The sequence below is a fragment of the Nocardioides cavernae genome, from assembly GCF_016907475.1.
Classification (GTDB): domain Bacteria; phylum Actinomycetota; class Actinomycetes; order Propionibacteriales; family Nocardioidaceae; genus Nocardioides; species Nocardioides cavernae.
In genome coordinates, this window is sequence record NZ_JAFBCA010000001.1 from 720,042 (window position 1) to 745,363 (window position 25,322).

The window sequence follows — 25,322 nt, forward strand, 5'->3', positions numbered from 1 at the left end:
GCCGTTCGTCGCGAAGTGTGCGCCGAACGGCGTCCGTCCTGCCACCCTCCCAGGGGTAGGCGGCCCTAGGGTGGCCGCATGACCATCCTCGCTGTGGTGTTCGCGCTCGCAGCCGCACTGCTGCACGTCTACATCTGGGTGCTCGAGGCCTTCCGGTGGACCGAGCCGGCGACCCGCAAGACCTTCGGCGTCTCCGAGACCGACGCCCCGGTCCTGGCGCCGATGGCCTACAACCAGGGCTTCTACAACCTCTTCCTCGCGATCATCACGATCGTCGGCGTGGCCCTGCTGGGCGAGCAGGAGGACGTCGGCCGGGCGCTGGCGCTGGCCGGCACCGGGTCGATGCTCGGCGCCGCGCTGGTGCTGGTGACCCACGACCGGTCGATGGCGCGCGCCGCGATCACCCAGGGCACCCTGCCGGCGCTGGCCGTCCTCTTCCTGCTGCTGTCGATGTGACTCACTGCTGTCGCATTGCGTCGACCTCACGCACGGCGTCGGCGACGACGTCCGGCACGACCGGCTCCATCCAGTGTGGGGCGTCCACCCACCGCAGGATGCCGGGCGAGAACCGGTCGACGTACGCCGCCTGGGCGTCGAGGATCCGGGCGTCGTAGCGCGGCGATTCGAAGTCGTTCTGGTCGCGCGGTTCCTGCTCGGAGGCGAGGTAGACCGCGGGGATGTCGGGCTCCTCGCCGATCCCCTTCTGGAGCGACCGGACGAGGTCGTACTGCGAGATGCGCTCGATGGTGCAGCACTTGTCCTCCTTCGTGAAGTGGCGGAACCGGTAGCGCTCGGGCAGGAACCGGTCGAGCCGCAGCTCGTCGGGGAACATGCTGTCGACCAGCACCATCCCGACTACGTCGTCAGGGTGCTTCTCGAGGTAGGCGGTGGCCACGAGGCCTCCGAACGACCCTGCCCACAAGATGTACGGCGGTTCCACCCCGCCCGCGGCGAGGACCCGCTCCATGTCCTGGACGACGTCGGCGGGGGTTTGCACGTCGTCCACGGTCTCGCTCGAGCCGACGTTGCGGCGGTCATAGGCACACACGCGGTAGTCGTCCTGAAGGATGTAGGTGACGCCGCTGGTGAAGGCATGGGGCACGAACCCGGCGTCGTTGACCCAGCCGTGCACGAACACCACCGTGACCGGGCCCTCGCCCGAGCACGTCATGTAGAGCTTGTGTCCGCCGACGTCGTACATGTCGGAGGTCGTCGCGACAGGTGCGGTCCCGGTCTCGGAGGTGCCCGATGTCTGGGTGGCCGGTGCGGAGCTCGTGGAGCGCGGGGCCGGCTCGGCCCCCGCGTCCGATCGCTCGCCGCACGCGGCCGACACAGCGGCGAGCACCAGGCAGGCGCCGGTGAGCGCCAACGTGCGGCGGCGCGGGTGGGAATGGTGTCTCATCGCAGGGTCCTCCTCTGGACTCCTCGGTCGGGGCCGTCCGGGATCAGCACCTCCAGCTGGTCGGCGCTGGTCCACGACAGCGTTGGTCGGGTGGTACGACACAGGCAGGTGCCGATCACGCCGTCGACACGACGACCGGAACCGTCGGCACCGACGGTGACGAGCGTGAGCTCGACCAGGTCGTCGGTGTCGTCGATGCGGCCACGTTCCTGGGCGACGACGATGGCGAGCTCGGACGCGTTGGGCGCCCACGCGACCGCGGCCGGCCGCAGCAGGTTGCGATCACCGAGCTCGTGCGGTGTGGGCGCGCTCCAGACGACGTGGTGGTCGGCGGATCCGACGGCACCGACGCGGACCACGGCCGGCTGGCCCGTGCGGAGGACGGCGACGGCGTCGGTCGTGCCGGACGGCGACCGGTCGGAGTCGATCTCGGTCTCGCCGGGGGCGAGGCTCGGGTCGACCGCCAGGGGGGCTTCGTCGCGCCCGATGCGTTCCGCCTGGTCGTGGGTCCGGTAGGCCCAGGTTGTCGCGGCGACCAAGGCGACGCTGGCGACGATCGCAGCGTTCCGGCCCCGGGCGCGGTGTCGACGGATCCGGTGGAGGTCTACCAGCCTCGTCTCCGGGTCGACCTGCGTGGCACGTCGGAGTGCCTCTGCCGCACGCTGACCCCTGAGGTCGACCTCGGTCATCGCTCCACCACCAGCTCGAGACGGGCGGCGAGGGTGGTCCGCGCCCGCGCCAGGTGGACCTTCACCGACCCCTCGGTGATCGAGAGGGTGCGCCCGATCTCGGCACCGCCCATCTCGTACACGTAGCGCAGGGCAGCGCACTGCGCCTGCCGTCGCGGGAGACTGCGCACCGCGGTCCAGAACTCCTCGGCGTCCTCGTCGAGGGGTGCGGGCGCGGATCGTGCCGTCATCCGCGCGAGGGCGCGAACCTCCACCATGCGACGCCGGAACGATGAGATCGCCAGGTTGGCGCAGGTGCGCCGGACCCACGCCTGGGGTTGGTCGAAGCCCTCGACCTCGCTCCAACGCCGGTAGGCCGCGAGCATCGCCTCCTGGGCGATGTCGTCGGCGACGACGGAACCGCAGAGGCCGCGGGCGAGCGCGACGAGACCCGGAAGCTCCGCACGGTAGAAGTCGGCGAAACCCTCGTGTCCCATGGCCACCGCCGTTCCGGGCGCAGGCTCAGCCACGTCCGGTGCAGCGACCTCGGCGACCTGTCCCATGACCTATCGTCGCGCCGCCGAGCGCCACGGATGACGCCAGCCCGAACGGTCTAGACCGTCGGACCGCGGCCTGGCGCTACTGGCCGAGCCAGGTGTGGACCGAGGACACCACCGAGGCGCCCTCGCCGGTCGCCGACGCGACCCGCTTCATCGACCCGGCGCGGATGTCGCCCCCGGCGAAGATCCCCGGGACCGTGGTGGCCAGCTCCTCCGGCGGCACGCCGTCGACCCAGTGCTCGGTCGGCACGTCGCGCCCGGTGAGGACGAAGCCGCGCTCGTCGCGCAGGACGGTGTCGGGCAGCCAGCCGCACTCGGGGGCGGCACCGAGGAGCAGGAACAGACCGCGCGCCTCGACCCGCTCCTGCGCGCCGGTGTCGACGTCCTCCATGTCGAGCCAGGCGAGCTGACCGACGTCGTCGGGGCCGCCGTCGACCACACGGGTGCAGGGACGCACGGTGATGCGCGGGTTCCACTCGATCTCGTTGATGAGGTACGACGACATGGTGGCGGTGAGGTCCGGCCGGCGCGCCACGATCGTGACCGAGGAGGCGAAGCGGGCGGCGTGGATCGCCGCCTGACCGGCGGAGTTGCCGCCCCCCACGACCACGACGTGGTCGCCGGCGAGCTCGCGGGCGGCCGCCATCGCCGCGCCGTAGTAGACCCCGCGTCCGACCAGCTCCTCGAGGGACTCGACGCCCAGCCGTCGGTAGTCGACCCCGGTCGAGACGAGCACGGTCCGGGCGTGCACGTCGCCGCCGTCGGTGTGCACGACGTGGTGGTCGCCGTCCGCGCAGCGTGAGATGCCGGTCGCCGGCCAGCCGGTGAAGAAGCGGGTGCCGAACCGCAGCGCCTGCCCGCGGGCGCGCTGCGCCAGGCGCATGCCGGAGATGCCGCGCGGGAAGCCGAGGTAGTTGCGGATCATCGAGCTGGTGCCGGCCTGGCCGCCGATCGCCTCGGCCTCGAGGCAGACGGTGGTCAGGCCCTCGCTGGAGGCGTACACGCTGGCGGCCAGCCCGGCCGGGCCCGCGCCGACCACGACGAGGTCGACGACCTCGTCGACGTCGATGTCGTCGGGTCGGCCGTAGAGCTGGTTGGCGAGCGACCGCACGTCTGGGCAGTGGCCGCACCACCCGGCCAGGGAGGACACGACCGGCCACCGGCCCTCGTCCTCGGGGCAGCTCGCCATCACCTCGCGGCCCACCTCGCTGTCGGGGTGGTGCACGCCGGCCGGCATCCCGACCCGGGCCAGGTAGTCGAGCAGGTCGCGCGTCAGCCCGTCCTTCTCGGGCGCGATGATGCGGACGTTCTCCACCACCGGCGTGGCGACGGTCGCGTTCCACTCGTTGAGCAGCTCACCGACGGCGAGGTGGAACTCCTCGTCGCGCGGCCCCTGCGGCATGAGCAGCAGCGCGTCGACCTTGCCTGCGGCGACGGCGTGGCGGAAGGTCTGGTTGTCCTCGCGGAACCGGCTGACGTGCGTGACGATCAGCCGCCGCGCGGTCGGGACGGCCTGCCGGGTGCCGCCGATCAGCTGGTAGAGCCGGTCCTGGTCCTGGTCGCTGTCGACGACGAAGAGCGCCACCTGGTGCCCGGTCGTGAGCAGCTCCTTGGCGCAGGCCTTGGCGGTGGCCTCGTCGGTCGCCATGCGGACGTCGTACTCGCGCTCGTAGCGGGCGAACGCCTCGCCCAGCTCGGTCGTGTGGTGGGTGGAGGCAATGACGATCGCGGGCGCTCCCATGCGTCGAGCCTAGTGGCGGGCAGGAAGCCGTACCTCTCGGTATCTAGGGACGTTCTGGTAGGTGAGATGGCTGTCCGAGCAACCACAACGTCCCTAGATACCCGGGCGGGGGCGCGGTCGCCCTCAGCCGGTCAGGTTGTGCTTGTAGCACCACCGCCAGGACTCGTCCGGCTCGGCGGACTCCACCACGGGGTGCAGGCTGTCGTGGAAGTGGGCGGTGGCGTGCTTGCCGACGGAGGAGTCGCAGCAGCCCACGTTGCCGCAGGTGAGGCACTGCCGCAGCGACACCCAGCGGGTGCCGTCGGCCAGGCACGTGGCGCAGGCCGGCTCGTCGACCGTCTCGATCGCGGGGTGCTCGTCGAGGTCGTCGCAGGTGCGGCCGCCGGCGAAGGCGAGGCTCCCGGAGCGTACGCCGGCGCGCGCCGCGGAGCCGGCGTCGAGCATCGACTCCTCGATGTCGAGCATGCCGAGCACCTGGCTCACGACCTCCGACGGCACCTTGCCCTTGCCCCGGACCAGCAGCACCTTGGCGCGCTCGGCCTCGATCATCTCGCCCCGGATCCGGGCGTAGAGCTCCGAGGGCGTCTCCTCGCCGTCGGTGGTCGCCAGCTGCTCCCACGCCGCGAAGGTGCGCTGGTCGACGCGGGCCCGCACCTGCTCGGCCACCCCGTGGTGGTCGACGTACTCGAGCTCGTCGAGGCGCTTGAAGCCAGCGTCCGCGGCCTGCTGGAGCAGGCCGGCGCGGGCGAGGGCGTCCTCGGCCGGGTCGGGGGCGGGCACGTCGAGCAGCCGGGTCATGAGCGGCAGGGTCAGGCCCTGGACGAGCAGCGTGCCGGCCACGACGGTGAACGCGACGAGGAGCAGCACCTCGCGGTGGGGCGCGTCCTCGGGGATCACGAATGCCGCAGCGAGCGTGACGACGCCGCGCATCCCTGCCCAGCCGATGAGGAAGCTCCACGACGCCGGGAGGGGGTCGCGACGCCGGAGGAAGCCGGTGGCCTGCATGTAGACGAGGCGTACGACGACGACGGTCAGGAGGGTCGCGAGGCAGACGAGGGCGATCCGGCTGTTGGGGAGGCTCGACTCGTGGACGTCCTGCAGGATCCAGTCGAGCTGGAGGCCGATGAGGAGGAAGACGGTGTTCTCCAGCACGAAGGCGACCGTGCGCCAGGTGATCCGCTCGGTGATGCGCGACTGCGCGGTCTGGATGATCGGCGCCTTGTGGCCGAGCAGCAGGCCGGCGACGACGACCGAGATGACGCCGGAGGCGTGGATCTCCTCCGCCGCCACGAACGCCGCGAACGGCGTCAGGAACGAGATCGCGGTGTCCATCAGCGGGTCGCGGATCCGGTGGCGCAGCTTGGCGACGAGGAGGAAGAATGCGACGCCGACCAGGACGCCGCCACCGGCCGCGACCACGAAGTCGAGCCCGACCTGCGTGGCCGCCACACCGCCCGCGAGCGCAGCAGTGGCGGTCCGGAGGGTGACGAGGGCGGTCGCGTCGTTGAGCAGCGACTCACCCTCGAGGATCGTCACGACCCGTCTGGGCAGCCCGATGCGCCTCGCCACCGCCGTCGCGGCGACGGCGTCCGGGGGCGCGACGACCGCGCCGATCGCGATCGCCGCCGCCCAGCCCAGGTCGGGCACCAGCCACTCCACGACCACCGCGACGGCGAACGCCGTGACGAGGACGAGCAGCACCGAGAGCCGGAGGATCGTGCCGCGGTTGGCGTTGAAGTCGACCAGCGAGGTCTGGATCGCCGCCGCGTAGAGCAGGGGCGGCAGCAGCCCCAGCAGCACGACCTCCGACTCGAGGTGGATCGTCGGGACGCCGGGGACGTACGCCGCCGCAGCGCCCACGACGACCAGCAGGAGCGGCGCCGGGACGCGCAGCCGCTCGCTGACAGCGGTGGCGGCGAGCACGACGGCTGCCATGGAGACGAGCAGCAGGGCGAGTTCCACCGGGCGATTCTTGCCCCTCGTGACCCGCTGGTCGAGGAGGTCGACTCCCTCGACCAGCGGGTGGACGCCTCAGTGCACGACGTCGTAGCGCTGCAAGGTGATGCCGTTGGAGTAGGCGGCGTGCTCGACGAGCTCCAGCTTGGTCTTGTCGCCCTCGGCGAAGAGCCGCTTGCCGCTGCCGAGCAGGAGGGGGAAGACCAGCAGCGTGTAGCGGTCGACGAGGCCGGCCCGCGCCAGGCCCTGGGCCAGCCGGGCGCTGCCGTGGACGTGGATCTCGCCGCCGTCGGTCTCCTTGAGCGCCGCCACGTCGTCGAGGGACCGCAGGACCTGCACGGTGCCCTCGCCCCACGGCACGGTATCGCCGGCCAGCGTGGTGGAGACGACGTACTTGGGCATCGCGTTGTAGGTCTCGAACTCGTCCATCGACGGCCACACCGGGGCGAACTCGTCGTAGGACTGCCGGCCGAACATCAACGCGCTGGCCTCCCCGATCTCCCGGCCCTTGATCTCGTAGGCGGCCTCGTCGAAGGGGACGTCCTTGAAGGTCCACCCGGCGTGCGGGTGGTCGCCGCCTCCGGGGGCCTCCATGACGCCGTCGAGGGACAGGAAGGTGGTGATGACGATGGGTCGCATGGGTGGTCCTCTTCGCTTCCGGTGTCGGAGGTGGGTGTGCAGGTCAGGCGGCGAGCAGGTCGTCGATCTGGTTGATGGCCAGTGTCGACCCCTCCACGGCACCCATGTCGAGCACCTTCTGCAGGGACGCGGCGTCGGCGTAGGTCGCCACGAAGGTGGCGCGCGTGGCGCCGTCCACCTCGGCGAACTCGTAGACCTGGGTCGACTCCGGCATCTCGGGGTTGGCGGCGAAGGACTCGTCGACGGCGAAGCCGTCCTTGAAGGTGAAGCTCTTCGGCTGGTCGACCGTGGCGACGTCCCAGTAGGCGTAGAACTTGTCGCCGTCGGGGCTGGTCATGAAGTAGTTCATCCGCCCACCCGGGACGAGGTCGTGGTCGACGAAGGTGGCGGGGTAGCCCGGAGGACCCCACACGCGCTCGAGCTGGCGCGGGTCGGCGTACACCTCCCACACGCGCTCCACGGGCGCGGCGAAGTCGGCGGTGATGGTCAGGGTGAGGGCGTCGAGGTCGTGCTGGACGTCGGTGACAGGCATGGGTCGTGTCCTTCAGGTGAGGTGGGTCGGGTTGTCGGTCGTGTCGTGCTGGGGATCCGAGGCGAACAGCTCGTCCATCCGCGAGATGCGGCCGCGCCAGAGGGCCTCGAGGTCGGTGAGCATCACGCCCACCGCTCGCACGGCCTCCACGTCGCCGCTGGCCAGGGCCTCACGACCCTGCCGACGCTTGGTGAGCAGACCGGCGCGCTCGAGGACCGCGACGTGCTTCTGGACGGCGGCGAAGCTCATGTCGTAGCTGCGCGCCAGCGCCGAGACGGAGTGCTCCCCGGCCAGCACGCGGCGCAGGATGTCGCGGCGCGTCCGGTCGGAGAGCGCGTGGAACCAGGCGTCCGCCCGGTCCTCGTCCTTCTCGTTCATGGAACCAACCTACAACCACATGGTTGTACGTTGTCAAGGGAATCACCCACGCGGGTGTGCTCCGGAGCAGAAAAGGAGGGATCAGGCGGAAGTCGGAGTAATCTCGGCCGCCGGTGCGCCGCTGCGCACCTCTCCCGAGAGAAGTGGGGCGCCGCCCGATGCAGAGGCTCGTGGAAGGACTCCGTCTCGGAGACCGCTACGTCCTGCAGGAGCGCATCGCCTCCGGCGGCATGGCCGACGTGTGGCGCGGGCTGGACGACGTGCTCAAGCGCGACGTCGCGGTCAAGATCATGCGCGCCGACCCCGACAACGAGGAGATCTTCGCGGAGCGGTTCCGCGACGAGGCCCTCCACTCCGCCGCCCTCCTGCACTCCAACATCACCACCGTCTTCGACTACGGCGAGGACGACCACCTCACCTACCTCGTGATGGAGCTCGTCCCGGGGCTGCCCCTGTCGGCGATCATCCGCGAGCACGGCGCGATGCAGCCCGAGGCGGTGCGGTCGATCCTCGGTCAGGCCGCGCTCGCGCTCGGCACCGCCCACGAGGCCGGTGTCGTCCACCGCGACGTGAAGCCCGCCAACATCCTCGTCCGCGAGGACGGCCTGGTGAAGCTCACCGACTTCGGCATCGCCCGCGCGATCGACTCCATCGGCCACACCCGCGTCGGCGAGATGCTCGGCACGCCCAACTACATCAGCCCCGAGCAGGCGATCGGGCAGCAGGCCACCGGTGCCAGCGACCTCTACGCCCTCGGCGTGGTGGCCCACGAGATGCTCACCGGCAAGCGGCCGTTCGACCGCGGCACCCCGATCGCGACCGCGATGTGCCACGTCAACGAGCCCCCGCCGCCGCTGGGCGACGAGGTGCCCGAGGACCTGCGCGACGTCGTGGCGAGCCTGCTGGAGAAGGACCCCGCCGACCGGCCGGAGAACGCCCTCGCCGTCGCCGTTCTCCTGGGCGTGGCCCCAGCCGAGCTCGCCGACCTCGACGTCGACCTCGCCTCCGGCGTCCCGAGCGGCGGTTACCTCGTCCTGCCGGTCACGCCGCTGACGCCGTCGACGCCCCTCGAGGCCGTCACGCCGGCCGACCGCGCGCCCGCCGACATCCCCACCATGGCCGCCGCGCCCGAGGAGCTCCTCGACTGAGGACCCCCGTGGCGCAGCCTGTGGGCGGCCCGCCGGGCGGTGGCCCAGCCACATTCGATGTCGTTGGAATGTGGCTCACGCACCGCCCACGGGCGCGTCGTACGGCGACACGCGACCGGGCGGTGGCCCAGCCACGTTCCATGCCGTCCGGATGTGGCTCACGCACCGCCCAGCCGGGTCAGCGCTTGGTCGCCGCGTCGAGCAGCCCGGCCAGGGCGGCCGGCTGGGTGAACATCGGCCAGTGGCCGGACTCGATGTCGACGAGCTCCAGCGCGGTGGCGTCGGCCAGCTCGGGCACGTCGCCGGAGTCGATCCACTCCTGCGCCTGGGCGGGGCTGAACTCCGGGCACACCAGCGTGAGCGGTACGCCGTGGCGACGCTCGTCGGTCCAGAGCACCGTTCCCTTGGTGACGCCCACGGGCACCGGGTGGGTGGAGGCGGCCACCTCCGCCTTGAGCTCGGGCGACATGTCGTCGGAGTCCGGGCCGGCGAACGGTTCCCAGCCGGGGAACGGCACTGCGTCGCCGTCGGCGTCGAAGAAGTCGGCGTAGGCGTTGCCGCCGGTCGTCGGGAAGCCGCCGATCAGGACGACCCCGGTCACGGCGTCCGGGCGTCGGTCGGCCGCGACCCATGCCAGCGTCGACGCGGCGGAGTGGCCCACGACGAGCGGTGACCCGTCGGCCGCGTCGACGGCTGCGGCGACCGCGTCGGCCTGGTCGTCGTACGTCGCCGAGCCGGCGCCGTCGCCCTGACCGGGCAGCGTCACCGGGATGCCGCGATGGCCGAGCCGCTCGAGCTCGGGCAGCACGTCGTCCCAGGCCGAGCCGTCGAGCCAGAGTCCGGCGATGAGCACGATGTCCATGAAGTTCTCCTTGATCGGTGTGGTCGACCCTCGCAGCCCACGGTAGGGCCCATTCCGGACGCTCCACGTCCGGAACCGGTGCAACGATGGCCCCATGAGCGAGATCAGCCCGACCGCGCGGGCGCTGCGGGCGCTGGACGTCCTCCAGGCCCGGCCGGGGGTCACCGCCGCGGAGCTGGCCGACCGCCTCGGTGTCACCGAGCGCGCCGCGCGGCGCTACGTCGCGATCCTGCGCGAGGCCGACATCCCGATCGAGTCCACGCGCGGTCCCTACGGCGGCTACACGCTGGGGCGCGGTCTCCGGCTGCCGCCGCTGGTGTTCTCGGCGACGGAGGCGCTCGGGCTGGTGATGGCCGCCCTCGACTCCCAGCACGCGGTCGCCGACCCCGCCGACCCCGTGGGCTCCGCGCTGGGCAAGATCCTCCGGGTCCTGCCGACCAACGTCGCGCGGCAGGCGGCCGCGGTGCGGGAGACCGCGCGCACCGTGCCCGAGAGGTCGTCGGTCCGGCCCGACCCGGAGGTCACGAGCGGGCTGGTCGCCGCGGTCGCTGCCCAGCGGCAGGTACGCGTCGGCTACCGCACGGCCGCCGGCAACGCCCGGACCTTCGAGGTGGACCCGTGGTCGGTGGTGGTGCGCTACGGCCGGTGGTACCTGCTGTGCCACTCGCACCACGCCGACGCTCTGCGGACGTTCCGCATCGACCGGATCACCGAGGTGGAGCTGCTCGAGGGCACCTTCGAGGTGCCGGCCGACCTCGACCCGGCCGCCGCGCTCGAGGCCAACCTCGGCAAGGGCTGGGAGCACGAGACCCACCTCGTCTTCGACCTCCCGTTGGCCGAGGTGCGGCCGTGGATCCGGCCCACGCTGGGCGACCTGCGCGAGCTCCCCGACGGCCGGTGCGAGCTGGTCGGCAGCACCAGCAACCCGGAGGCGTACGCCGGTGAGTGGCTCGCCCACGTCCCGCTCCCGTTCACGGTGGTGGGCGGCCCCGAGCTCCGGGCCGCGGTGGCGGTGGTCGCGGACCGGCTGGCGCGGTCGGTCGAATGAGTCGAGTGCGCAGCTCCATGGCGACTACGACCGCGAGCGCACTCGACCGGGGGCATCAGCGGCTGACCGCGACCTCCTTGCCGAGCGTCCAGCCCGGCGAGATCGGCAGGTAGTCGCCGCTCCAGAACTTGCCCGGGTCGTACCAGGTCGCGCGCCGGTCGTCGCGCAGGATGCCCATCTCGATGTAGCAGCTGGCCACGATCTCGGCGCAGAACGCCGCCTCCGGCGTGACGCGCTGACCACGTTTGCGTTGCGGGACGTAGGCGTCGCGACCGCGGAGCCACCGGGCGCCCAGCCGGGTCAGGCTGGGGAAGGAGACCCCGTCGAGCCGCGCGACGGTGCGCAGCATCCCGTCCTCCTCGGACTGGCCGATCTGGGGGTCGAGCTGGCGGACCCAGGCGTCCTGGTCGTACTCGGCCTGCCACCGCGTCACGGCCTCGCGCAGGTCGTGCAGCTGCACGCCGCGGTGGTGGTCGCCGGTCCACATGTCGAGCTGCTTCTTGCCGAGCTCTGCGTGGAAGATCAGCGGCGGCAGATCGTCGACGACCACCGCCATGCCGACGTGGTTGACCGGCGAGTTGGTGACCGCGCGGATCGCCCGGTCCGGTGCCCGACGACCGCGGAACAACCAGATGTCGCCGCTGCGGGTGAGGTCAACCGCCTGGTCGAGGCTCAGGGTCATGCGCGCAGTCTGCACGATCGACACCCGCCGACCACTAGGCTCCCGCCATGCGCGTGTGGAAGTGGATCGGACTGGCCGGGATCCTGGCCGGCGTCGCCACCGGCGCCGCCGTCGCCCGCGACGAGCGGGAGCGTCGCCACTACGAGCCGTCCGAGGTCCGGGACCGGCTCCACGCCCGCCATGACGAGGCCGTCGCCCGCCAGGCGACCGAGGGCGACGCGTCGGACTGACCTCACCCGGGCTGGTGGTTCTCCCGCCAGGCGCGGTCGATCATCTCGGTGAGCACCGTGCGGTCGAGGTCGCCGACGCGCTTGACGTACACGCACCCCTTGCCGGTCGTGTGCGGCCCCAGCCGCTTGAGCAGGTCCTCGTTGGAGCCGTAGAACGTCAGGCCGTAGAGGGTGAGCGCGGCCTTGCGCGGCGCGAGGCCGACGGCGAACCACTCGTGCTCCTTGCCGTCGGCCGTCGTGTAGGGCTGGCGACCGAACCCGATCATCGACGGCCCCCACACCACCGGTTCGGCGCCGGTCACCTCCTGCATGAGGTCGAGCACGTCGCGCGCGTCGTCGCGCCGACGCTCGTCGACCGCGCGGTCGATGACCTCCTCGACGGAGGTGTCGTTCGGCTGGGTCTTGCGGTCGCTCATGCCGACATCATCGACCCCCGCCGCCCCCCTCGGTAGTCCAGTGGCACCGGGCGTACGCCGCTCAGGACCCGAGCGCGAGGCGTACGGCGATCGCCAGCATCACCAGGCCGACCAGCACGTCGAGCACCTGCCAGGCGCGGGGGCTGGCCAGGCGCGGGGCGGCCAGCCGCGCGCCGTACCCGAGGCCGGCGAACCACGCGATGCTCGCCACGCACGCGCCGAGCGCGAACCACCAGCGCCCGGGCGTGCCGTGGGTCCCGGCGATCGACCCGAGCAGGAGCACGGTGTCGAGGTAGACGTGCGGGTTGAGCCAGGTGAGGGCGACCGCGCGACCCACCACCCCGCGCCGCGCCTCGACCACGCCGTCGCCCGCGTCGAGGACCTGCGGGCGTCGTGCGCGCAGCAGCGAGGCCACGCCGTAGACGGTGAGGAAGACGACGCCGAGCCAGCGGACCACCTCGACCGCCCAGGGCGCGCGGTCGACCAGGACGCCGATGCCGGCGACGCCCGCGACGATCAGCACGACGTCGGACAGCGCACAGATCGCGACGACCAGCCCGACGTGGCTGCGCCGCAGTCCCTGCCGGAGCACGAACGCGTTCTGCGCGCCGATCGCCACGATGAGGGACAGGCCGGTCAGCAGCCCCGCGACGACGTCTCCCACGCGGGACAACCTAGGGCCACTGGTCCAGACCCCGGGCGACCCCTGACAGATGTCAGGGTCGTCTGCGGGTGTTATCCCATGGCAGCACGTCGGAGGCCCCTGCCAGACTTCCCCCATGACTGAGCAGCCCACGGGAGGGGCGCCGCAGGGCGTCGCGGCAAGCGCACTGGACCTGGTGAAGGTCTACGGCACGGAGGAGGCGGAGGTCCGGGCCCTCGACGGGGTGACCGTGGACCTGATGAAGGGGGAGTTCACCGCCATCATGGGTCCCTCGGGATCCGGCAAGTCCACGCTGATGCACTGCCTGGCGGCGCTGGACACGCCGACCTCGGGCGAGGCCGTCGTCGACGGCACCGCGCTGGGCAAGCTCAAGGACAAGGCGCTGACCAACCTGCGCCGCGACCGCATCGGCTTCGTCTTCCAGGCGTTCAACCTCGTGCCGACCCTGACGGCGAAGGAGAACATCCTCCTGCCGCTCGACCTGGCCGGGAAGAAGGCCGACCAGCAGTGGTTCGACCAGGTCATCGACGCCGTCGGCCTGCGCCCCCGCCTGAGCCACCGGCCCAGCGAGATGTCGGGCGGGCAGCAGCAGCGGGTGGCCTGCGCCCGGGCGCTCGTGAGCCGCCCCTCGATCGTCTTCGCCGACGAGCCCACCGGCAACCTCGACTCGACCAGCTCGGCCGAGGTGCTGGGCTTCCTGCGCCGCAGCGTCGACGAGTTCGGCCAGACGGTCGTCATGGTCACGCACGACCCCGTCGCGGCGTCCTACAGCGACCGGGTCCTCTTCCTCGCCGACGGCAAGGTCGTCGACGAGCTGCGCAACCCCGACCGCGACGCGATCCTCGAGCGGATGGGCGCCCTGTCCGCCGCCGCCGCGCGCAAGGCGGGCTGAGCGGTGTTCCGACTCACCTGGCGCAACCTGGTGGCCCGCAAGGTCCGCCTGGTCATGAGCACGCTGGCCATCGTGCTCGGCATCGGCTTCCTCGCCGGTGTCCTGACCTTCAGCCACGGCCTGGGCGCGACCTTCGACAACATCATCGAGGGGTCCACCTCCGACGCGACCGTGCGCACCGAGGGCGAGGTGTCGTTCCAGGCCTCCGGTGCCGGCACGACCAAGCTGGTGGAGCCGGCGGTCGTCGAGCGGCTGGGTGAGCTGCCCGAGGTGGCCGCGGCCGACGGATCGGTCGACGGCGTGGGCGCCTACCTCCTCGGCGAGGACGGCAAGCTCGTCGGCGGCACCGGCGCACCCACCCTGGTGTTCAACTACTACGACAGCGTCAACGCCGCAGGCGACCCGATCCTGATCCTGGAGTCGGGCGAGTGGCCCGACGCGCCCGGTCAGATCAACCTCGACGCCTCGTCCGCCGAGCGCGGCGGCTACGAGCTGGGCGACGAGGTCACCCTCCTGCTGCCGACCGGCGAGCTGCGCCAGACGTTCGAGCTCGTCGGCACCTCCAACTTCAACGGCGGCGGCACCGCCGGCGCCACCCTCGCGCTCCTCGAGACCAGCCAGGCGCAGGACGTCTTCCTCGACGGCCAGGACGCCTTCACGACCGTCACCCTGACGGCCGCGGAGGGCGTGAGCCAGAGGGAGCTCGCCGACGCCGCCAAGACCGTCCTGCCCGACGGCTTCACCGCCGTCACCGGCCAGGAGGTGATCGACGAGTCCGACGAGCAGATCGGTCAGTTCCTCGACGTCATCGGCTACTTCCTGATCGCCTTCGCGGTGATCGCGATCGTCGTCGGCGCCTTCATCATCTTCAACACCTTCTCCATCCTGGTCTCGCAGCGCGTTCGCGAGTCGGCCCTGCTGCGCGCGCTCGGCGCCAGCCGTCGCCAGGTGACCCGGTCCGTCCTCATCGAGGCGTTCCTGATGGCGCTGCTGGGCTCGACCCTCGGGCTCCTGGTCGGGCTCGGCCTGTCCCGCGGCCTCGCCGCCGTCTTCCGCTCACAGGGGCTCGACATCGCCGGCGAGGTGCTGGTGCTGACGCCCGCGACGGTCATCGCCGCCTACGTCGTCGGCATCTCCGTCACCATGGTCGCTGCCTTCGTGCCGGCCCGACGCGCCGCCAAGGTGCCGCCGGTCGCCGCCCTGCGCGACGACCTGACGGTGCAGGAGAAGGCGCTCGGCCGGCGCCGGCTGGTGCTCGGCACGATCGCCCTGCTCGTCGGCGCGGCGCTCATGGCCGCCGGCCTGGTCGGCGCCCCCGGTGCCGACGCGGCGTGGATCGGCGCGGGCGCGGTGATCTGGGTGATCACCGTCGCCGTCATGGCACCGATCCTCGGGCGGCCGGTCCTGCTCGCCTGCCGGGCGGTGTTCGGCAAGCTGTTCGGCACCACGGGCAAGCTCGCCGGCGAGAACGCGCTTCGCAACCCGCGACGTACGGGTGCCACCGCGTCGGCGCTGATGATCGGCCTGGCCGTGGTCTCGGCCGTCGGCGTGCTCGCCTCGTCGCTCAGCGCCACCAACGACGAGCTGGTCGACCGCGAGTTCCGCAGCGACTTCCTGGTCCAGTCCCCGAGCTTCCAGGGCTTCCCCACCAAGGTGGGCGACGAGATGGCCGAGGTCGACGGCGTCGGAACGGTGTCGCGGATGCAGGGCTCGGTCGCGCTGGTGAAGAAGGACCAGAGCTTCGTGATGGGTGTCGACGACGCGTTCGGCGACATCTACGAGCTCGACATGCGCCGCGGCACGCAGCAGATGAGCGGCGACCAGGTCATCCTCAACGAGTCGACGGCCGGCGACCTGGACGCCGACGTCGGTACGACGCTGCCGCTGGCGTTCCCCGGTGGGCAGACCGTCGACCTCGAGGTCGTCGGCATCTTCGAGGACACCCCGATCACCCAGGGCGTCACGTTGCCGATCAAGGTCCTGGAGGATGCCGGCCTGCGCCGCAACGACAGCATGCTCAGCATCAACGTCGCCGAGGGTGCCGATGTCGACGAGGTGCACGACGCGCTCGACGCGGTCGTGGAGGACCTGCCGATCGTGACGGTGCAGGACAAGGAGGGCTTCGCCGACCTGATCAAGCAGCAGGTCAACCAGCTGCTCTTCATGATCTACGGCCTGCTGGCGCTGGCGGTGATCATCGCGGTCATCGGCATCGTCAACACCCTCGGCCTCAGCGTGATCGAGCGGACCCGCGAGGTGGGCCTGCTCCGGGCGGTCGGGCTCTCGCGTCGACGGCTGCGCCGGATGATCACCCTGGAGTCGATCGCCATCGCGGTGCTGGGCGCGGTCCTCGGCCTGGCGGTCGGACTCCTCATCGGGATCGCACTGCGGCAGTCGCTGTCGGAGGACCTCACCGTGCTCTCGCTGCCGCTCGTCTCGCTCCTGGTCTTCCTGGTCATCGCCGTCGTGTTCGGCGTGCTCGCCGCGATCGTCCCGGCCATCCGGGCGTCCCGGATGAAGGTGCTCGACGCGATCGCCACGGAGTAGCCGCTGCTCGTGAACCGGCTCACCCCTCCGGACCCCGGGTGCTGACACACCCGGGGAACGGTGGCACCGTGGAGCGGTGAGTGACCTGGCGCCGAGGAAGCGCGCGATGCAGCTGGCAGAGGCGTCGTCGTGATGCTCGCGTCGAAGCCGATCCACCGGCTCGTGGCGGGCGTCGACTGACGTGCTCGAGGCGCTCGGGTGGGGTGCGCTGGCCGCCAGCTCGCTGGTGGTCGGCGCCGTCCTCGCGCTCGTACGCACGTGGTCGGCGACCGTCGTCGGGCTGGTGCTCGGCTTCGGTGCCGGCGCGCTGATCGCCAGCGTCTCGTTCGAGCTGGCCGAGGAGGGCCTGCGGATCGGCAGCGGGTACGCCGTCGCGGCCGGGCTGGCGCTCGGCGGGGTGACCTACTTCATCGCCGACCGGCTGGTCGAGCGGTGGGGCGGACGCTCCGGCGGCTCGTCGGCCGGAGCGCCGCTGGCCGTGGGGGCGTTCCTCGACGGGATCCCGGAGCAGGCCGTGCTGGGCATCGGCATCGCGTCGGGGGAGGGCGTGAGCGCCGCGCTGGTGGTCGCGATCTTCGCCTCCAACCTGCCCGAGGCGATCGGCTCGGCAGCCGACATGCGGTCCGCCGGCCGGTCGCGGCGCTCGGTGATCGTGCTGTGGACGGCGGTCGCCGTCTGCTGCACCCTCGCGACCCTCGGCGGCACCGCACTCGCCGACACGGTCTCCAGCGACGCGCAGGCGTTCGTCGACGGGTTCGCCGCGGGGGCGCTGCTGACGATGCTGATCGACTCGATGGTGCCCGAGGCCAAGGAGAAGGCGAAGGACTGGGCGGGCCTCGCGACCGTCGCCGGCTTCGCGCTGGCCGCGGGGCTGTCGCTGCTCGGTGGGTGATCGCGGAGTCCCGATGTCATCCGGTGACCCCAGGACTCCGCGCCGGCGTCAGTAGCCGCCCTCGGGCGGGACCATCTCGCCGCGCACCCCGAGCAGCCGCACCGGCCGGTCGTCGGCCAGGGCGAGGTAGAGGTCGAAGGCCGTCCGCGCGATCACCTCGACGTCGTACGTCGCCTCGGGCAGCTTGCGGATGCGGGTGAAGGTGAAGAACGGCGCGAAGCGGATCTTGAGGTGCACCCGCTGCACCGCGCGCTCCTCCTTGCGCACGTCGTCGACGACTCGCGATGCGAGCTCGCGCAGCGCGGCGCGTACGTCGTCGGGGGTGAGCAGGTCGGCCTGGTAGGTCGTCTCGCGACCGTGGGCGCGCGCCACCCACGGGGTGTCATCGGGGCGGGAGCGGCCGCCGCCGCGGCCCAGCCGTCCGAGGTGAGGGCCGTTGGTCGGCCCGAACGCCGCGACCAGCGGCTCGTCGTCGGTGCCGGCGAGGTCGGCGACGGTGCGGATGCCGATCTGCTCGAGCCGACCGGAGATCTTCGAGCCGACGCCCCACAGCGCGGTCGTCGGCCGCGCGCCCATGACCTCCATCCAGTTGTCGCAGGTGAGCTCGAAGACGCCCTGCGGCTTGCCGAAGTCGGTCGCGATCTTGGCCCGGACCAACGTGTCGCCGATGCCGACCGAGCAGTGGAGGCCGGTCGCCTCGAGCACCGCCGCCTGCACCTGCCGGGCGGTGGCGACCGGGTCGTCGGTCTCCACACCCACGAACGCCTCGTCCCAGCCGAGCACCTCGACCACGGCCCCCGGCGTGGCGCGCAGCGTCTCCATCACCCGGACCGACGCCTCCTCGTAGACCGGGAAGTCCACCGGCAGGAACACCGCGTCGGGCGAGCGCCGCTTCGCCAGCTTGAGCGCCAGCCCGCTGCGGACGCCGTGCGCTCGCGCCTCGTAGGACGCCGTCGACACCACCGCCCGCTCGGTCGGGTCGCCCCGCCCGCCGACCACCACCGGCAGCCCGACGAGCTCCGGGCGGCGCAGCAGCTCGACGGCGACCAGGAACTGGTCCATGTCGACGTGGAGCACCCAGTGCTGCGGCATCCGACCATTCTGGCCCGGGGTTCCGACAGCGGCGCTGGCGTCGCCGCCTGGGGGTGGCGGCACCTTGCAGGAAACGGCGTCTCGGAGGTGCGATCTGCCGCCACCCCTGGGGAGGGGTGCGGCGGTACGCCGTCGGCGTACGGTCGAAGCCATGACGAGCGACGAGCAGGCCGGGCCCGATCCCTACGCCGAGCACCCCGAGGAGTCGGTCTTCCCCGGGGCGGGCGAGCGGGTCAGCGACGCCGACCGGCAGCGCGCGCTCGACGCCGAGCCCGCGGGCAACGCCACCGTCGGCGACACGGTGGACACGGACGACGTCGACTCCCGCGCGCACGATGCAGGCGCTGGCGCGGAGGAGTTCTCCGAGCAGGTCGACGGCGGCCACCGGGTCGACTGACCGGATGCTCGACGTTCACTCGTAGATGCTGCGAGCGAACTTCGAGCTGGCGCGCCGGGACGCCGGGCGCCGGCGTGACGAGGACAGGATCAGCAAGACGTGGATCAGCCCTTGAAGGTGATCGACCTCCGGGCGTCTCGGGCCTGCGCCACGACGTCGGCTGGCGCGTCGGTGTTGTGCCACTCGTCGATGACGACCACCGCGCCGTTGACGTCGATGACCCAGAAGTCGATGACGACGTCCGGATGCGGGAGCCCGGGCGGGGAGTAGGTGATGCCGCGCGTGCCGCCGGTGGCGTGTGCCACCCGGTAGTAGCCGGGGCAGTCGACCTCGATGCGCAGGCGGAGGTGGATGGCGGCGAGGCCCACCACCCTGGCCCGCTCGGGTGCCAGGAGGACGGTGCTGCGGGGCAGGTCGGCGAGCTGGGCGGCCAGCCCGGAGCGGGTCCTGGCCAGGGGGCCGAGCGTCGGGCCGGTCTCGCACCCGTTGCCCGACGCCAGGGACCTTGGCTGGTAGACCCCGAAGCCGGCGTACGTCGTCTCGCCCTGCTCCGACACGATCGGGAAGTCACCGTGCTCCCAGTGCGGTCCGCCGACCGTCACGTCGACCCCGATCGGCGCGCCTGCCGCGTCGTGGCCGACGAACATCCCGTAGGTGCCGGGCGCCAGCGTCGCGCGACCGTCCTCGGAGCGCGTCTCGAGGTCGGCCCGGGGGGAGGGGCTCGGGTTCGACGCGAGCTCCCCGTCGGCGCGAGGGTCGAGGGTGACGACGCCGAACGCCGTGGCGGCGAAGGCCACGACCGCGACAGCGGCGACCCCGGCTCGCCGGAGGGTACGCCGACGACGTCGGGCACGTCCGCGGTGGATCAGGCCCGTCACGTCGGGCGGCGGCGCGGTCCGCAGCTCGGCCTCCAGACCGAGGGTCGCCCGCAGCTCCTCGTCGAGGCTCATGTCCCCCTCGCTTCCTGGACGACGCCCGACGCCGCGAGCGCCCGGCGCAGCGCTGCCATGGCCGCCGAGGACTGCGACTTCACCGTGCCGGGCGCGCAGCCCATCGTCTGCGCGATCTGCGCCTCCGACATGTCCTCGTAGTAGCGGAGCACGATCACGGCACGCTGCCGCTCCGGGAGCGCGCAGACCAGCGGCCAGAGGAGGGACCGGTCGAGGGCACCGATCTCGCCGGAGTCGGCGCCGGTCTCGGGAAGTCGCTCCGTGGGGCGTTCCCGGTTCCAGGCGCGGCGTCGGCTGGACACCAGCGTGGTGGTGATGATCCGGCGCACGTAGGCCTCGGGATACTCCATCGTGCTGATCCGCCCCCAGCTCATGTAGGCCTTCTCCAAGGCCGTCTGCAACAGGTCCTCCGCGCCCGCGGGCGAGGCCGCCAACAGGTAGGCCAGGCGGTAGAGCGAGGTCCAGCAGGCGCCGACGAACTCGGCGAAGTCCTGGTCGAGGTCCCTGTCGAGGTCCACCGGTCACCCCCTCGCGCGTCGTGGGTATCAACCCCCTAACGCGATGGTCCTGCGATCCGGTTCGTCGGCGCCAGAGGGATCAGTCGCAGCTCACGTCCGGATTCCAGTCGGCGAACATCCCGGCGGGGTTCTCCTTCCAGATCCACGCGTGGGTCAGGTAGAACGCCGGCCCGGTGGGCGCGGGAGCGATGATGTGCATCTGCATCCCGAGCACCGACGGCGCGGTGGAGACCCCGGGAGGGTTCGACGTGGCGCTCCGGGCGACCCACTCGACGGCGGCCAGGTGCAGGCGCCCGTCGTCGTCCGGTGCGTAGACCAGGACCTCCGGGCGGAGGACGTCGACCTCGTCGGTCGCCATCAGGTCGGCGTTGAAGTAGTGGAAGCCCATCGCGCCGCCGCCGGCAGCGGCCGGTCGGGCGATGCAGGTGTTGACGATCAGCCGGCCTGCGCCGTTGACCCACCCGAGCCGGTAGCCGGCCGCCTCGGCAGCCTCCACCCGGTGGTACCTCGCGGTGGCCCTGCGGACCCGGGCCAGGTCGTCCTGCAGGCCCGCGGTCATCGACGCGTGGTCGTGGTCCCCGTCGCGCTGGGCGGGGTCGCCCACGTCGGAGGCGTTGGAGGGGATCATCGCCACCCCCGCGACCAACGGCCCGACGAGCCCGATCCCGAGCCAGGTCTTCCAGCCGATCTGCATCCTGGGACGCGTCATCTCGCCACCTCTTCCGGGGCTCGTCCATCGGGAACCGTTCCCGACCTTCAACGCTGTGGGCGCGCTGGTCGGTTCGGTCGATGCGGCGACGGAGGTGGGGCGCGGGTCAGCCGAGCGCCTCCGCCAACCCCTCGAGCAGTCGGTCGACGTCCGAGTCGTCGTTGTAGGCCGCCAGCCCGATCCGGAGCCCGGAGTCGACGGAGAGGCCGAGGGCGCGGAAGGTCTCGTGCGCGTAGAACGTGCCGGCCGGCACGAGCACGTCGCGCTTGGCGAGGTGCTCGAAGACGTCCAGCGGCGAGCGGTCGCGCAGGGTGAGGAACAGCGTCGAGGTCCGCTCGGCCGCCCGGGAGTGGAGGGTGAGCCGGTCGCCGAGGGACGCGAGCCCCTCCTCGATCCGGGTCCGCAGCCGCAGCTCGTGGTCGGCGATCAGCCCAGCCGCCGAGACCAGCCGCGAGCGGCGGGAGTCGCCCGACCCGACCGAGGCGATCAGGTCGATCGCGGCGGTGACGCCGGCCAGCAGCTCGTACGGCAGCGTGCCGAGCTCGAACCGCTCGGGCACCACGTCGGTCGAGGGAAGCAGCTTGTCGGGCCGCAGCGTCTCGAGCAGGGCGGGGTCCGCGACCAGCGACCCGCAGTGCGGGCCGAAGAACTTGTAGGCCGAGCACACCAGGAAGTCCGCGCCCATCGCGGAGATGTCGGGCGCAGCGTGCGCGGTGTGGTGCACCGCGTCGACGTACACGAGAGCGCCGACCTCGTGCGCCCGCGCGGCGACGGTCGCGACCGGGGGACGGGTGCCGAGGAGGTTGGAGGCCGCGGTGAGCGCGACGAGGCGCGTCCGCGAGGTGATCTCGTCGAGCGAGGACAGGTCGAGCTCGGCGGTCGCCGGGTCGAGGCGAAGCCACCGCACGGTCACGCCGGCCCGCTCGGCGGCCTGGACCCACGGGCGCACGTTGGAGTCGTGGTCGAGCTCGCAGAGGACGATCTCGTCGCCGGGCGACCACGTGCGCGCCAGCGTGCGCGAGACGTCGTACGTCAGTGCGGTGGCGCTGCGGCCGTGGACCACGCCACGCGGGTCACCGTCGACGAGGTCGGCCACGGCGGCGCGGTAGCCGGCGACCGCGTCCTCGGCGTTGCGCTGGCTGGCCAGGGCCGAGCCGCGCTGGGACAGCGGGCCCGTGAGCGTGCGGACGATCGCGTCGCCGACCACCCGCGGGGTCTGGGTCCCGCCGGGGTTGTCGAAGTGGGCGATGCCCGACTCGAGCGAGGGGAACCCGGCGCGGAAGGCGCCGACGTCGAAGGCAGCAGTGTCGGAGGCGGGCACCCCCGCACTCAACCAGACGCTCAGCTGGCGATGTGCACCACGGCGTCACCGGAGTTGACCAGGGGGGCCTCGGTCCGGCCGATCACGATGCCGTCGCGGTTGGAGTAGACCGCCCGCAGGGTCTTGCCGAACGAGTCGAAGAGCGTGCCGAGCCGCTCACCGTCGCTGACCTTCTGGCCGAGGTGCGCGTCGAGGTGCAGGATGCCCGTGCGGCGGGCGCGGACCCAGCCGCTGGACCGGCACTCCAGGCTCGGCTCGACCGGGGGCTCGTCGACGGGCTCGGTCATGCCGAGCGCGGCCAGCACGCGACGTACGCCGATCACGCCGGCCGAGACGGCGTAGTCGTCGAACCGCAGCGGCTCGCCCGCCTCGTAGAGCAGCACCTTCGCCCCGTGCTCGCCGGCGGCGTGGCGCAGCGACCCGTCGCGGATCCGGGCGTGCAGCATCACGGGCGCGCCGAAGGCGGCGGCGAGCTCGCGGGTGCGGGGGTCGTCGAGGTCGGCGCGGACCTGGGGGAGGTTGCTGCGGCGGTCGGAGCCGGTGTGCAGGTCGATGCCCACCTCGCAGCCGGCGACGATCTCGCGCATGAAGAGGTGGGCGATCCGGCTGGCGAGCGACCCGCGCGACGAGCCGGGGAAGGAGCGGTTGAGGTCGCGGCGGTCAGGCAGGTAGCGGTCGCCGGTCATGAAGCCGAGGACGTTGACGATCGGCACCGCGACGAGGGTGCCGCGGAACGTCTTGGGGTCGAGGCCGGCCATCACCTGGCGGACCACCTCGACGCCGGCCACCTCGTCGCCGTGGATCGCGGCGTCGATCCAGATGCGGGGGCCGTCCTCGCGTCCGTGCACCACGCGCACCGGGAGGGTGACGTCGGCGCCGGTGACGAGCCGGGTGATCGGCAGCTCGAGGGCGCGCACCGTGCCGGAGCGGATCCGCACGCCGCCGATGGCAAAGGACTCCCGCGGCACTAGGCGGCTCTCCGGTCGGCTGCGGTCACGACGCTCAGGGTAGTGCGCGCACGAGCCCGCCCCGACCGCCTCCCCGGGGGATCGGAGGGGTCGGGGCGAGCGGATCGGGGGTCAGCTGTTCTGTGCCGTGGAGTCGGATGACCCGCTGTCGGTGTCGCTGTCCGTGTCGGGCTGGCCGTCGCCGTCGAAGTCGGGCGCCTGGTCGGTCGTGCCGCCCTCGCCCTGCGTCAGGTCGCCGGGAGGGCCGCCCATCTCGCCCATGGGCCCGCGATCACCGCCGGGCGGCTGCCGGTCGCCCCACCCGTCGGTCGTCTGGGTGGTGGCGGTGTCGGCCGAGCCGTCGTCGCCGACGGCGTACCCGGCTCCGAAGCCGGCACCCCCGATCGCCAGGCCCGCGACGACGGCGCCCGCGGCGACCGCCCTGCGACCCGAGGGGAACCGGCGGGGGAGGCGGTCGCGCCAGGTGCGGCGGGCGGGAGCGGTCGGGGCGTACGCCGGCGCGGGCTCGGCCGGCGGGGTGGCGGGGGCGGGCGGGAGCTGGCTGTCGTTCATCTGGGTTCCTTCGTGAGGGAGTGGAGTGGTCAGGGGCGGGCGTCAGCCCATGGGTCCGCCAGGTGCACCCATCTGGCCACCGGCGGGCGCCTCGTCCGCGGTGACGGTCGTCGCGGTGCCGTCGACGGTGACCGTGTAGGTCTCGCCGGAGGTGATGTCGGCGGACGAGAGGACGACGGACGCGAAGTCCTTCGCGATCGTGTACGCCGCCACGTCGGCGCCGTCGGCGTCAGTGATGACCACCTCCGAGCCGGCCGCGGCGGTGGCGCCGAGGGCGGTGGCGATCCAGCCCTGGGCGGAGTCGGTCGACGGGGCGACCATCATCCCGGCGCTGCCGGTGGCGACCAGGGTGCCGCCGCTGACGTCGAAGGTGCCGTTGACGTCGAGCGCGCCGTTGCCGTCGGTGGTCGGGCCGTAGACGGTGACCTCACCGCCGGTGATCGTGGCGCTCCCGTTGGAGTCGAGGCCGTCACCGCTCGCCCACACCTCGAGCGTGCCGCCGTTGACGTACAGGGCGAGCGAGTCGTCCGCCGCCATCCCGCCGCCGGGCTGCCCGTCCGTGGAGGCGCTGTCGTCGGAGGAGGCGGCGTTGACGCCGTCGTCGGCGGAGTGCAGCTCGACGTCGCCGTCGTCGATGACGATCAGCGAGCCCTCGAGCGCCTCGTTGGAACCGGCCACGTCGACCGTGCCGCCGCCGATGAGGACCTGCACGCCCTTGATGCCGTCGTCCTGCGAGGCGAGGGTGAGCTCTCCGCCCTCGATCAGCACGAAGCCTGAGCCGGCGTCCTCGGTGTTGTCGGACTTGAAGGTGTCGCCGACGGCGTCGACGGTGACGGTGCCGTCAGTGAGGACGAGGTAGTCCTTGCCGAGGATGCCGTCGTCGACCGACGTCACGTCGATGGTGCCGCCGGTGATGACCAGGCCGTCCTTGCCGACGATGCCGTTGTTGCTGTTGCCGGTGACCGTCAGCGACCCGGTGCCGCCGATGGTCAGGTCGGCCGTCGAGTAGAGGGTGCCGGTGGGCGCGTCCTCCGACGTGTCGGCGTACGTCGCCGCGTCCGCGAGGGTGTTGGTGCTGCCGTCGGCGAGGACGACCACGACCGACTGCGCGTCGACGACGTCGATCGCGGCGGTGGTCGCGGAGGTGATCGTCGCGTCGTCGAGCACGAGGCGTACGACGCCGGCGCCGGCGCTGTCGACGACGACCTGCCCGGTCAGCTCGCCACTCAGGACGTAGGTGCCGGCGGCTGAGATGGTGACGGTGCCGTCCTGGACGGTGACCGCGTCGCTGTCGGAGTCGGCGGTCGAGCCGGACAGCGTGATCGCGGTGGCGTCGGCCTCGTCGTAGGCGGTGTCGCCGGTCTCGACCTCGACGTCGCCGTCGAGCACGTCCTCGACGGTCGTGCCGGAGACGGTGGCGGCGGCCGCGCTGCTCGAACCCGTGGTGCTGGTCGTGGTGGCCGTGCTGTCGCTCGCGACCGAGGCACCGCAGCCGGCGAGCAGCAAGGTGGCGAGGGCGCCGGCGACGGCCTGGCGTGTCTTCGGGAGTCTCATGTGA

Annotated in this window: 28 protein-coding genes; 8 read left to right on the forward strand and 20 right to left on the reverse strand. The window is 72.4% G+C overall.

Annotation, left to right across the window (positions count from 1 at the left end; translation table 11 throughout):
- Positions 1–78 precede the first annotated feature (78 nt).
- Positions 79–456 carry a DUF1304 domain-containing protein gene (locus JOD65_RS03445; protein ID WP_191193747.1) on the forward strand — a complete coding sequence of 126 codons (378 nt, stop codon included), beginning with the start codon at positions 79–81 and terminating at the stop codon, positions 454–456.
- A 1-nt stretch (position 457) separates the two neighbouring features.
- Here the strand turns inward: JOD65_RS03445 and JOD65_RS03450 are convergent, their stop codons facing one another.
- From JOD65_RS03450 to JOD65_RS03485, 8 genes are all read right to left on the reverse strand, one after another.
- Positions 458–1,402, reverse strand: coding sequence for an alpha/beta fold hydrolase (locus JOD65_RS03450; RefSeq protein WP_191193746.1), 945 nt, complete (start codon positions 1,400–1,402; stop codon positions 458–460).
- Positions 1,399–2,091, reverse strand: coding sequence for a hypothetical protein (locus JOD65_RS03455; protein ID WP_191193745.1), 693 nt, complete (start codon positions 2,089–2,091; stop codon positions 1,399–1,401). Before JOD65_RS03455 ends, JOD65_RS03450 begins: the two co-directional genes overlap by 4 nt.
- Positions 2,088–2,633 carry an RNA polymerase sigma factor gene (locus JOD65_RS03460; protein ID WP_191193744.1) on the reverse strand — a complete coding sequence of 182 codons (546 nt, stop codon included), beginning with the start codon at positions 2,631–2,633 and terminating at the stop codon, positions 2,088–2,090. Before JOD65_RS03460 ends, JOD65_RS03455 begins: the two co-directional genes overlap by 4 nt.
- Before the next feature lie 76 nt (positions 2,634–2,709).
- A complete protein-coding gene (locus JOD65_RS03465; RefSeq protein ID WP_191193743.1) occupies positions 2,710–4,371 on the reverse strand; it encodes an NAD(P)/FAD-dependent oxidoreductase in 1,662 nt (553 codons plus the stop codon).
- A gap of 123 nt (positions 4,372–4,494) precedes the next feature.
- The gene (locus JOD65_RS03470; RefSeq protein ID WP_191193742.1) at positions 4,495–6,333 is read right to left on the reverse strand and encodes a Na+/H+ antiporter; all 1,839 of its coding nucleotides are present in this window, start codon (positions 6,331–6,333) and stop codon (positions 4,495–4,497) included.
- Positions 6,334–6,402: 69 nt separating this feature from the next.
- Positions 6,403–6,966, reverse strand: coding sequence for a dihydrofolate reductase family protein (locus tag JOD65_RS03475; RefSeq protein WP_191193741.1), 564 nt, complete (start codon positions 6,964–6,966; stop codon positions 6,403–6,405).
- Positions 6,967–7,009: 43 nt separating this feature from the next.
- Entirely contained in the window at positions 7,010–7,498 is a 489-nt protein-coding gene (locus JOD65_RS03480) for an SRPBCC family protein (RefSeq protein ID WP_191193740.1), read from the reverse strand.
- 12 nt (positions 7,499–7,510) lie between these two features.
- Positions 7,511–7,876, reverse strand: a complete 366-nt coding sequence (locus JOD65_RS03485; protein ID WP_191193739.1) for an ArsR/SmtB family transcription factor — start codon at positions 7,874–7,876, stop codon at positions 7,511–7,513.
- 170 nt (positions 7,877–8,046) lie between these two features.
- Here JOD65_RS03485 and JOD65_RS03490 point away from each other — a divergent pair, with 170 nt between their 5' ends.
- Entirely contained in the window at positions 8,047–9,024 is a 978-nt protein-coding gene (locus JOD65_RS03490; protein WP_204810930.1) for a serine/threonine-protein kinase, read from the forward strand.
- 178 nt (positions 9,025–9,202) lie between these two features.
- Here JOD65_RS03490 and JOD65_RS03495 read toward each other — a convergent pair whose 3' ends face one another.
- A complete protein-coding gene (locus tag JOD65_RS03495; protein ID WP_191193737.1) occupies positions 9,203–9,886 on the reverse strand; it encodes an alpha/beta fold hydrolase in 684 nt (227 codons plus the stop codon).
- 94 nt (positions 9,887–9,980) lie between these two features.
- Here JOD65_RS03495 and JOD65_RS03500 point away from each other — a divergent pair, with 94 nt between their 5' ends.
- Positions 9,981–10,934 carry a helix-turn-helix transcriptional regulator gene (locus JOD65_RS03500; RefSeq protein ID WP_191193736.1) on the forward strand — a complete coding sequence of 318 codons (954 nt, stop codon included), beginning with the start codon at positions 9,981–9,983 and terminating at the stop codon, positions 10,932–10,934.
- A 55-nt stretch (positions 10,935–10,989) separates the two neighbouring features.
- Here JOD65_RS03500 and JOD65_RS03505 read toward each other — a convergent pair whose 3' ends face one another.
- Complete coding sequence (locus JOD65_RS03505) at positions 10,990–11,616, reverse strand: hypothetical protein (protein WP_191193735.1); 627 nt, start codon at positions 11,614–11,616, stop codon at positions 10,990–10,992.
- Positions 11,617–11,663: 47 nt separating this feature from the next.
- Here JOD65_RS03505 and JOD65_RS03510 point away from each other — a divergent pair, with 47 nt between their 5' ends.
- Positions 11,664–11,846, forward strand: coding sequence for a hypothetical protein (locus JOD65_RS03510; RefSeq protein ID WP_191193734.1), 183 nt, complete (start codon positions 11,664–11,666; stop codon positions 11,844–11,846).
- Between the two features lie 2 nt (positions 11,847–11,848).
- Here JOD65_RS03510 and JOD65_RS03515 read toward each other — a convergent pair whose 3' ends face one another.
- Positions 11,849–12,262 carry a DUF1801 domain-containing protein gene (locus tag JOD65_RS03515; protein ID WP_191193733.1) on the reverse strand — a complete coding sequence of 138 codons (414 nt, stop codon included), beginning with the start codon at positions 12,260–12,262 and terminating at the stop codon, positions 11,849–11,851.
- A gap of 61 nt (positions 12,263–12,323) precedes the next feature.
- Entirely contained in the window at positions 12,324–12,926 is a 603-nt protein-coding gene (locus JOD65_RS03520) for a LysE/ArgO family amino acid transporter (RefSeq protein ID WP_307820908.1), read from the reverse strand.
- Between the two features lie 115 nt (positions 12,927–13,041).
- On the opposite strand from JOD65_RS03520, the gene JOD65_RS03525 reads away from it, so the two are divergent.
- The 3 genes from JOD65_RS03525 to JOD65_RS03535 all read left to right on the forward strand — a co-directional run bounded on the left by JOD65_RS03525 (position 13,042) and on the right by JOD65_RS03535 (position 17,257).
- The gene (locus tag JOD65_RS03525) at positions 13,042–13,818 is read left to right on the forward strand and encodes an ABC transporter ATP-binding protein (protein WP_191193731.1); all 777 of its coding nucleotides are present in this window, start codon (positions 13,042–13,044) and stop codon (positions 13,816–13,818) included.
- A 3-nt stretch (positions 13,819–13,821) separates the two neighbouring features.
- Positions 13,822–16,365: an ABC transporter permease gene (locus tag JOD65_RS03530; protein ID WP_191193730.1), complete on the forward strand. Its 2,544-nt coding sequence runs from the start codon at positions 13,822–13,824 to the stop codon at positions 16,363–16,365.
- A 181-nt stretch (positions 16,366–16,546) separates the two neighbouring features.
- Complete coding sequence (locus JOD65_RS03535; RefSeq protein WP_191193729.1) at positions 16,547–17,257, forward strand: ZIP family metal transporter; 711 nt, start codon at positions 16,547–16,549, stop codon at positions 17,255–17,257.
- A gap of 48 nt (positions 17,258–17,305) precedes the next feature.
- Here JOD65_RS03535 and JOD65_RS03540 read toward each other — a convergent pair whose 3' ends face one another.
- Positions 17,306–18,349 carry a DNA polymerase IV gene (locus JOD65_RS03540; RefSeq protein ID WP_191193728.1) on the reverse strand — a complete coding sequence of 348 codons (1,044 nt, stop codon included), beginning with the start codon at positions 18,347–18,349 and terminating at the stop codon, positions 17,306–17,308.
- Positions 18,350–18,500: 151 nt separating this feature from the next.
- Here JOD65_RS03540 and JOD65_RS03545 point away from each other — a divergent pair, with 151 nt between their 5' ends.
- Positions 18,501–18,746, forward strand: coding sequence for a hypothetical protein (locus tag JOD65_RS03545; RefSeq protein ID WP_191193727.1), 246 nt, complete (start codon positions 18,501–18,503; stop codon positions 18,744–18,746).
- A gap of 104 nt (positions 18,747–18,850) precedes the next feature.
- On the opposite strand, the gene JOD65_RS03550 is transcribed toward JOD65_RS03545, so the two are convergent.
- The 7 genes from JOD65_RS03550 to JOD65_RS03580 all read right to left on the reverse strand — a co-directional run bounded on the left by JOD65_RS03550 (position 18,851) and on the right by JOD65_RS03580 (position 25,318).
- Entirely contained in the window at positions 18,851–19,696 is an 846-nt protein-coding gene (locus JOD65_RS03550) for a hypothetical protein (protein ID WP_191193726.1), read from the reverse strand.
- Positions 19,693–20,214, reverse strand: a complete 522-nt coding sequence (locus tag JOD65_RS03555) for a SigE family RNA polymerase sigma factor (RefSeq protein WP_191193725.1) — start codon at positions 20,212–20,214, stop codon at positions 19,693–19,695. The genes JOD65_RS03550 and JOD65_RS03555 overlap by 4 nt, the downstream gene beginning before the upstream one ends.
- Positions 20,215–20,293: 79 nt before the next feature.
- Complete coding sequence (locus JOD65_RS03560; protein WP_191193724.1) at positions 20,294–20,923, reverse strand: hypothetical protein; 630 nt, start codon at positions 20,921–20,923, stop codon at positions 20,294–20,296.
- A gap of 106 nt (positions 20,924–21,029) precedes the next feature.
- Entirely contained in the window at positions 21,030–22,244 is a 1,215-nt protein-coding gene (locus JOD65_RS03565; RefSeq protein ID WP_191193723.1) for a cysteine desulfurase-like protein, read from the reverse strand.
- A gap of 20 nt (positions 22,245–22,264) precedes the next feature.
- Positions 22,265–23,182, reverse strand: coding sequence for a succinylglutamate desuccinylase/aspartoacylase family protein (locus JOD65_RS03570; protein WP_204810932.1), 918 nt, complete (start codon positions 23,180–23,182; stop codon positions 22,265–22,267).
- A gap of 141 nt (positions 23,183–23,323) precedes the next feature.
- Positions 23,324–23,764: a hypothetical protein gene (locus JOD65_RS03575; RefSeq protein WP_191193721.1), complete on the reverse strand. Its 441-nt coding sequence runs from the start codon at positions 23,762–23,764 to the stop codon at positions 23,324–23,326.
- 42 nt (positions 23,765–23,806) lie between these two features.
- On the reverse strand, positions 23,807–25,318 hold the full coding sequence (locus JOD65_RS03580) for a carbohydrate-binding domain-containing protein (RefSeq protein WP_191193720.1): 1,512 nt from the start codon (positions 25,316–25,318) through the stop codon (positions 23,807–23,809).
- Positions 25,319–25,322 lie beyond the last annotated feature (4 nt).

Excerpts from the sequence above, each read along its gene's own strand:
- JOD65_RS03560 (WP_191193724.1), bottom strand. The coding sequence starts at position 20,923 with ATGACGCGTCCCAGGATGCAGATCGGCTGGAAGACCTGGCTCGGGATC.
- JOD65_RS03475 (WP_191193741.1), bottom strand. The coding sequence starts at position 6,966 with ATGCGACCCATCGTCATCACCACCTTCCTGTCCCTCGACGGCGTCATG.
- JOD65_RS03445 (WP_191193747.1), top strand. The coding sequence starts at position 79 with ATGACCATCCTCGCTGTGGTGTTCGCGCTCGCAGCCGCACTGCTGCAC.
- JOD65_RS03495 (WP_191193737.1), bottom strand. The coding sequence starts at position 9,886 with ATGGACATCGTGCTCATCGCCGGACTCTGGCTCGACGGCTCGGCCTGG.
- JOD65_RS03510 (WP_191193734.1), top strand. The coding sequence starts at position 11,664 with ATGCGCGTGTGGAAGTGGATCGGACTGGCCGGGATCCTGGCCGGCGTC.
- JOD65_RS03465 (WP_191193743.1), bottom strand. The coding sequence starts at position 4,371 with ATGGGAGCGCCCGCGATCGTCATTGCCTCCACCCACCACACGACCGAG.
- JOD65_RS03575 (WP_191193721.1), bottom strand. The coding sequence starts at position 23,764 with ATGAACGACAGCCAGCTCCCGCCCGCCCCCGCCACCCCGCCGGCCGAG.
- JOD65_RS03460 (WP_191193744.1), bottom strand. The coding sequence starts at position 2,633 with ATGGGACAGGTCGCCGAGGTCGCTGCACCGGACGTGGCTGAGCCTGCG.
- JOD65_RS03525 (WP_191193731.1), top strand. The coding sequence starts at position 13,042 with ATGACTGAGCAGCCCACGGGAGGGGCGCCGCAGGGCGTCGCGGCAAGC.
- JOD65_RS03540 (WP_191193728.1), bottom strand. The coding sequence starts at position 18,349 with ATGCCGCAGCACTGGGTGCTCCACGTCGACATGGACCAGTTCCTGGTC.
- JOD65_RS03485 (WP_191193739.1), bottom strand. The coding sequence starts at position 7,876 with ATGAACGAGAAGGACGAGGACCGGGCGGACGCCTGGTTCCACGCGCTC.
- JOD65_RS03480 (WP_191193740.1), bottom strand. The coding sequence starts at position 7,498 with ATGCCTGTCACCGACGTCCAGCACGACCTCGACGCCCTCACCCTGACC.
- JOD65_RS03500 (WP_191193736.1), top strand. The coding sequence starts at position 9,981 with ATGAGCGAGATCAGCCCGACCGCGCGGGCGCTGCGGGCGCTGGACGTC.
- JOD65_RS03505 (WP_191193735.1), bottom strand. The coding sequence starts at position 11,616 with ATGACCCTGAGCCTCGACCAGGCGGTTGACCTCACCCGCAGCGGCGAC.
- JOD65_RS03515 (WP_191193733.1), bottom strand. The coding sequence starts at position 12,262 with ATGAGCGACCGCAAGACCCAGCCGAACGACACCTCCGTCGAGGAGGTC.
- JOD65_RS03580 (WP_191193720.1), bottom strand. The coding sequence starts at position 25,318 with ATGAGACTCCCGAAGACACGCCAGGCCGTCGCCGGCGCCCTCGCCACC.
- JOD65_RS03545 (WP_191193727.1), top strand. The coding sequence starts at position 18,501 with ATGACGAGCGACGAGCAGGCCGGGCCCGATCCCTACGCCGAGCACCCC.
- JOD65_RS03450 (WP_191193746.1), bottom strand. The coding sequence starts at position 1,402 with ATGAGACACCATTCCCACCCGCGCCGCCGCACGTTGGCGCTCACCGGC.
- JOD65_RS03455 (WP_191193745.1), bottom strand. The coding sequence starts at position 2,091 with ATGACCGAGGTCGACCTCAGGGGTCAGCGTGCGGCAGAGGCACTCCGA.
- JOD65_RS03550 (WP_191193726.1), bottom strand. The coding sequence starts at position 19,696 with ATGAGCCTCGACGAGGAGCTGCGGGCGACCCTCGGTCTGGAGGCCGAG.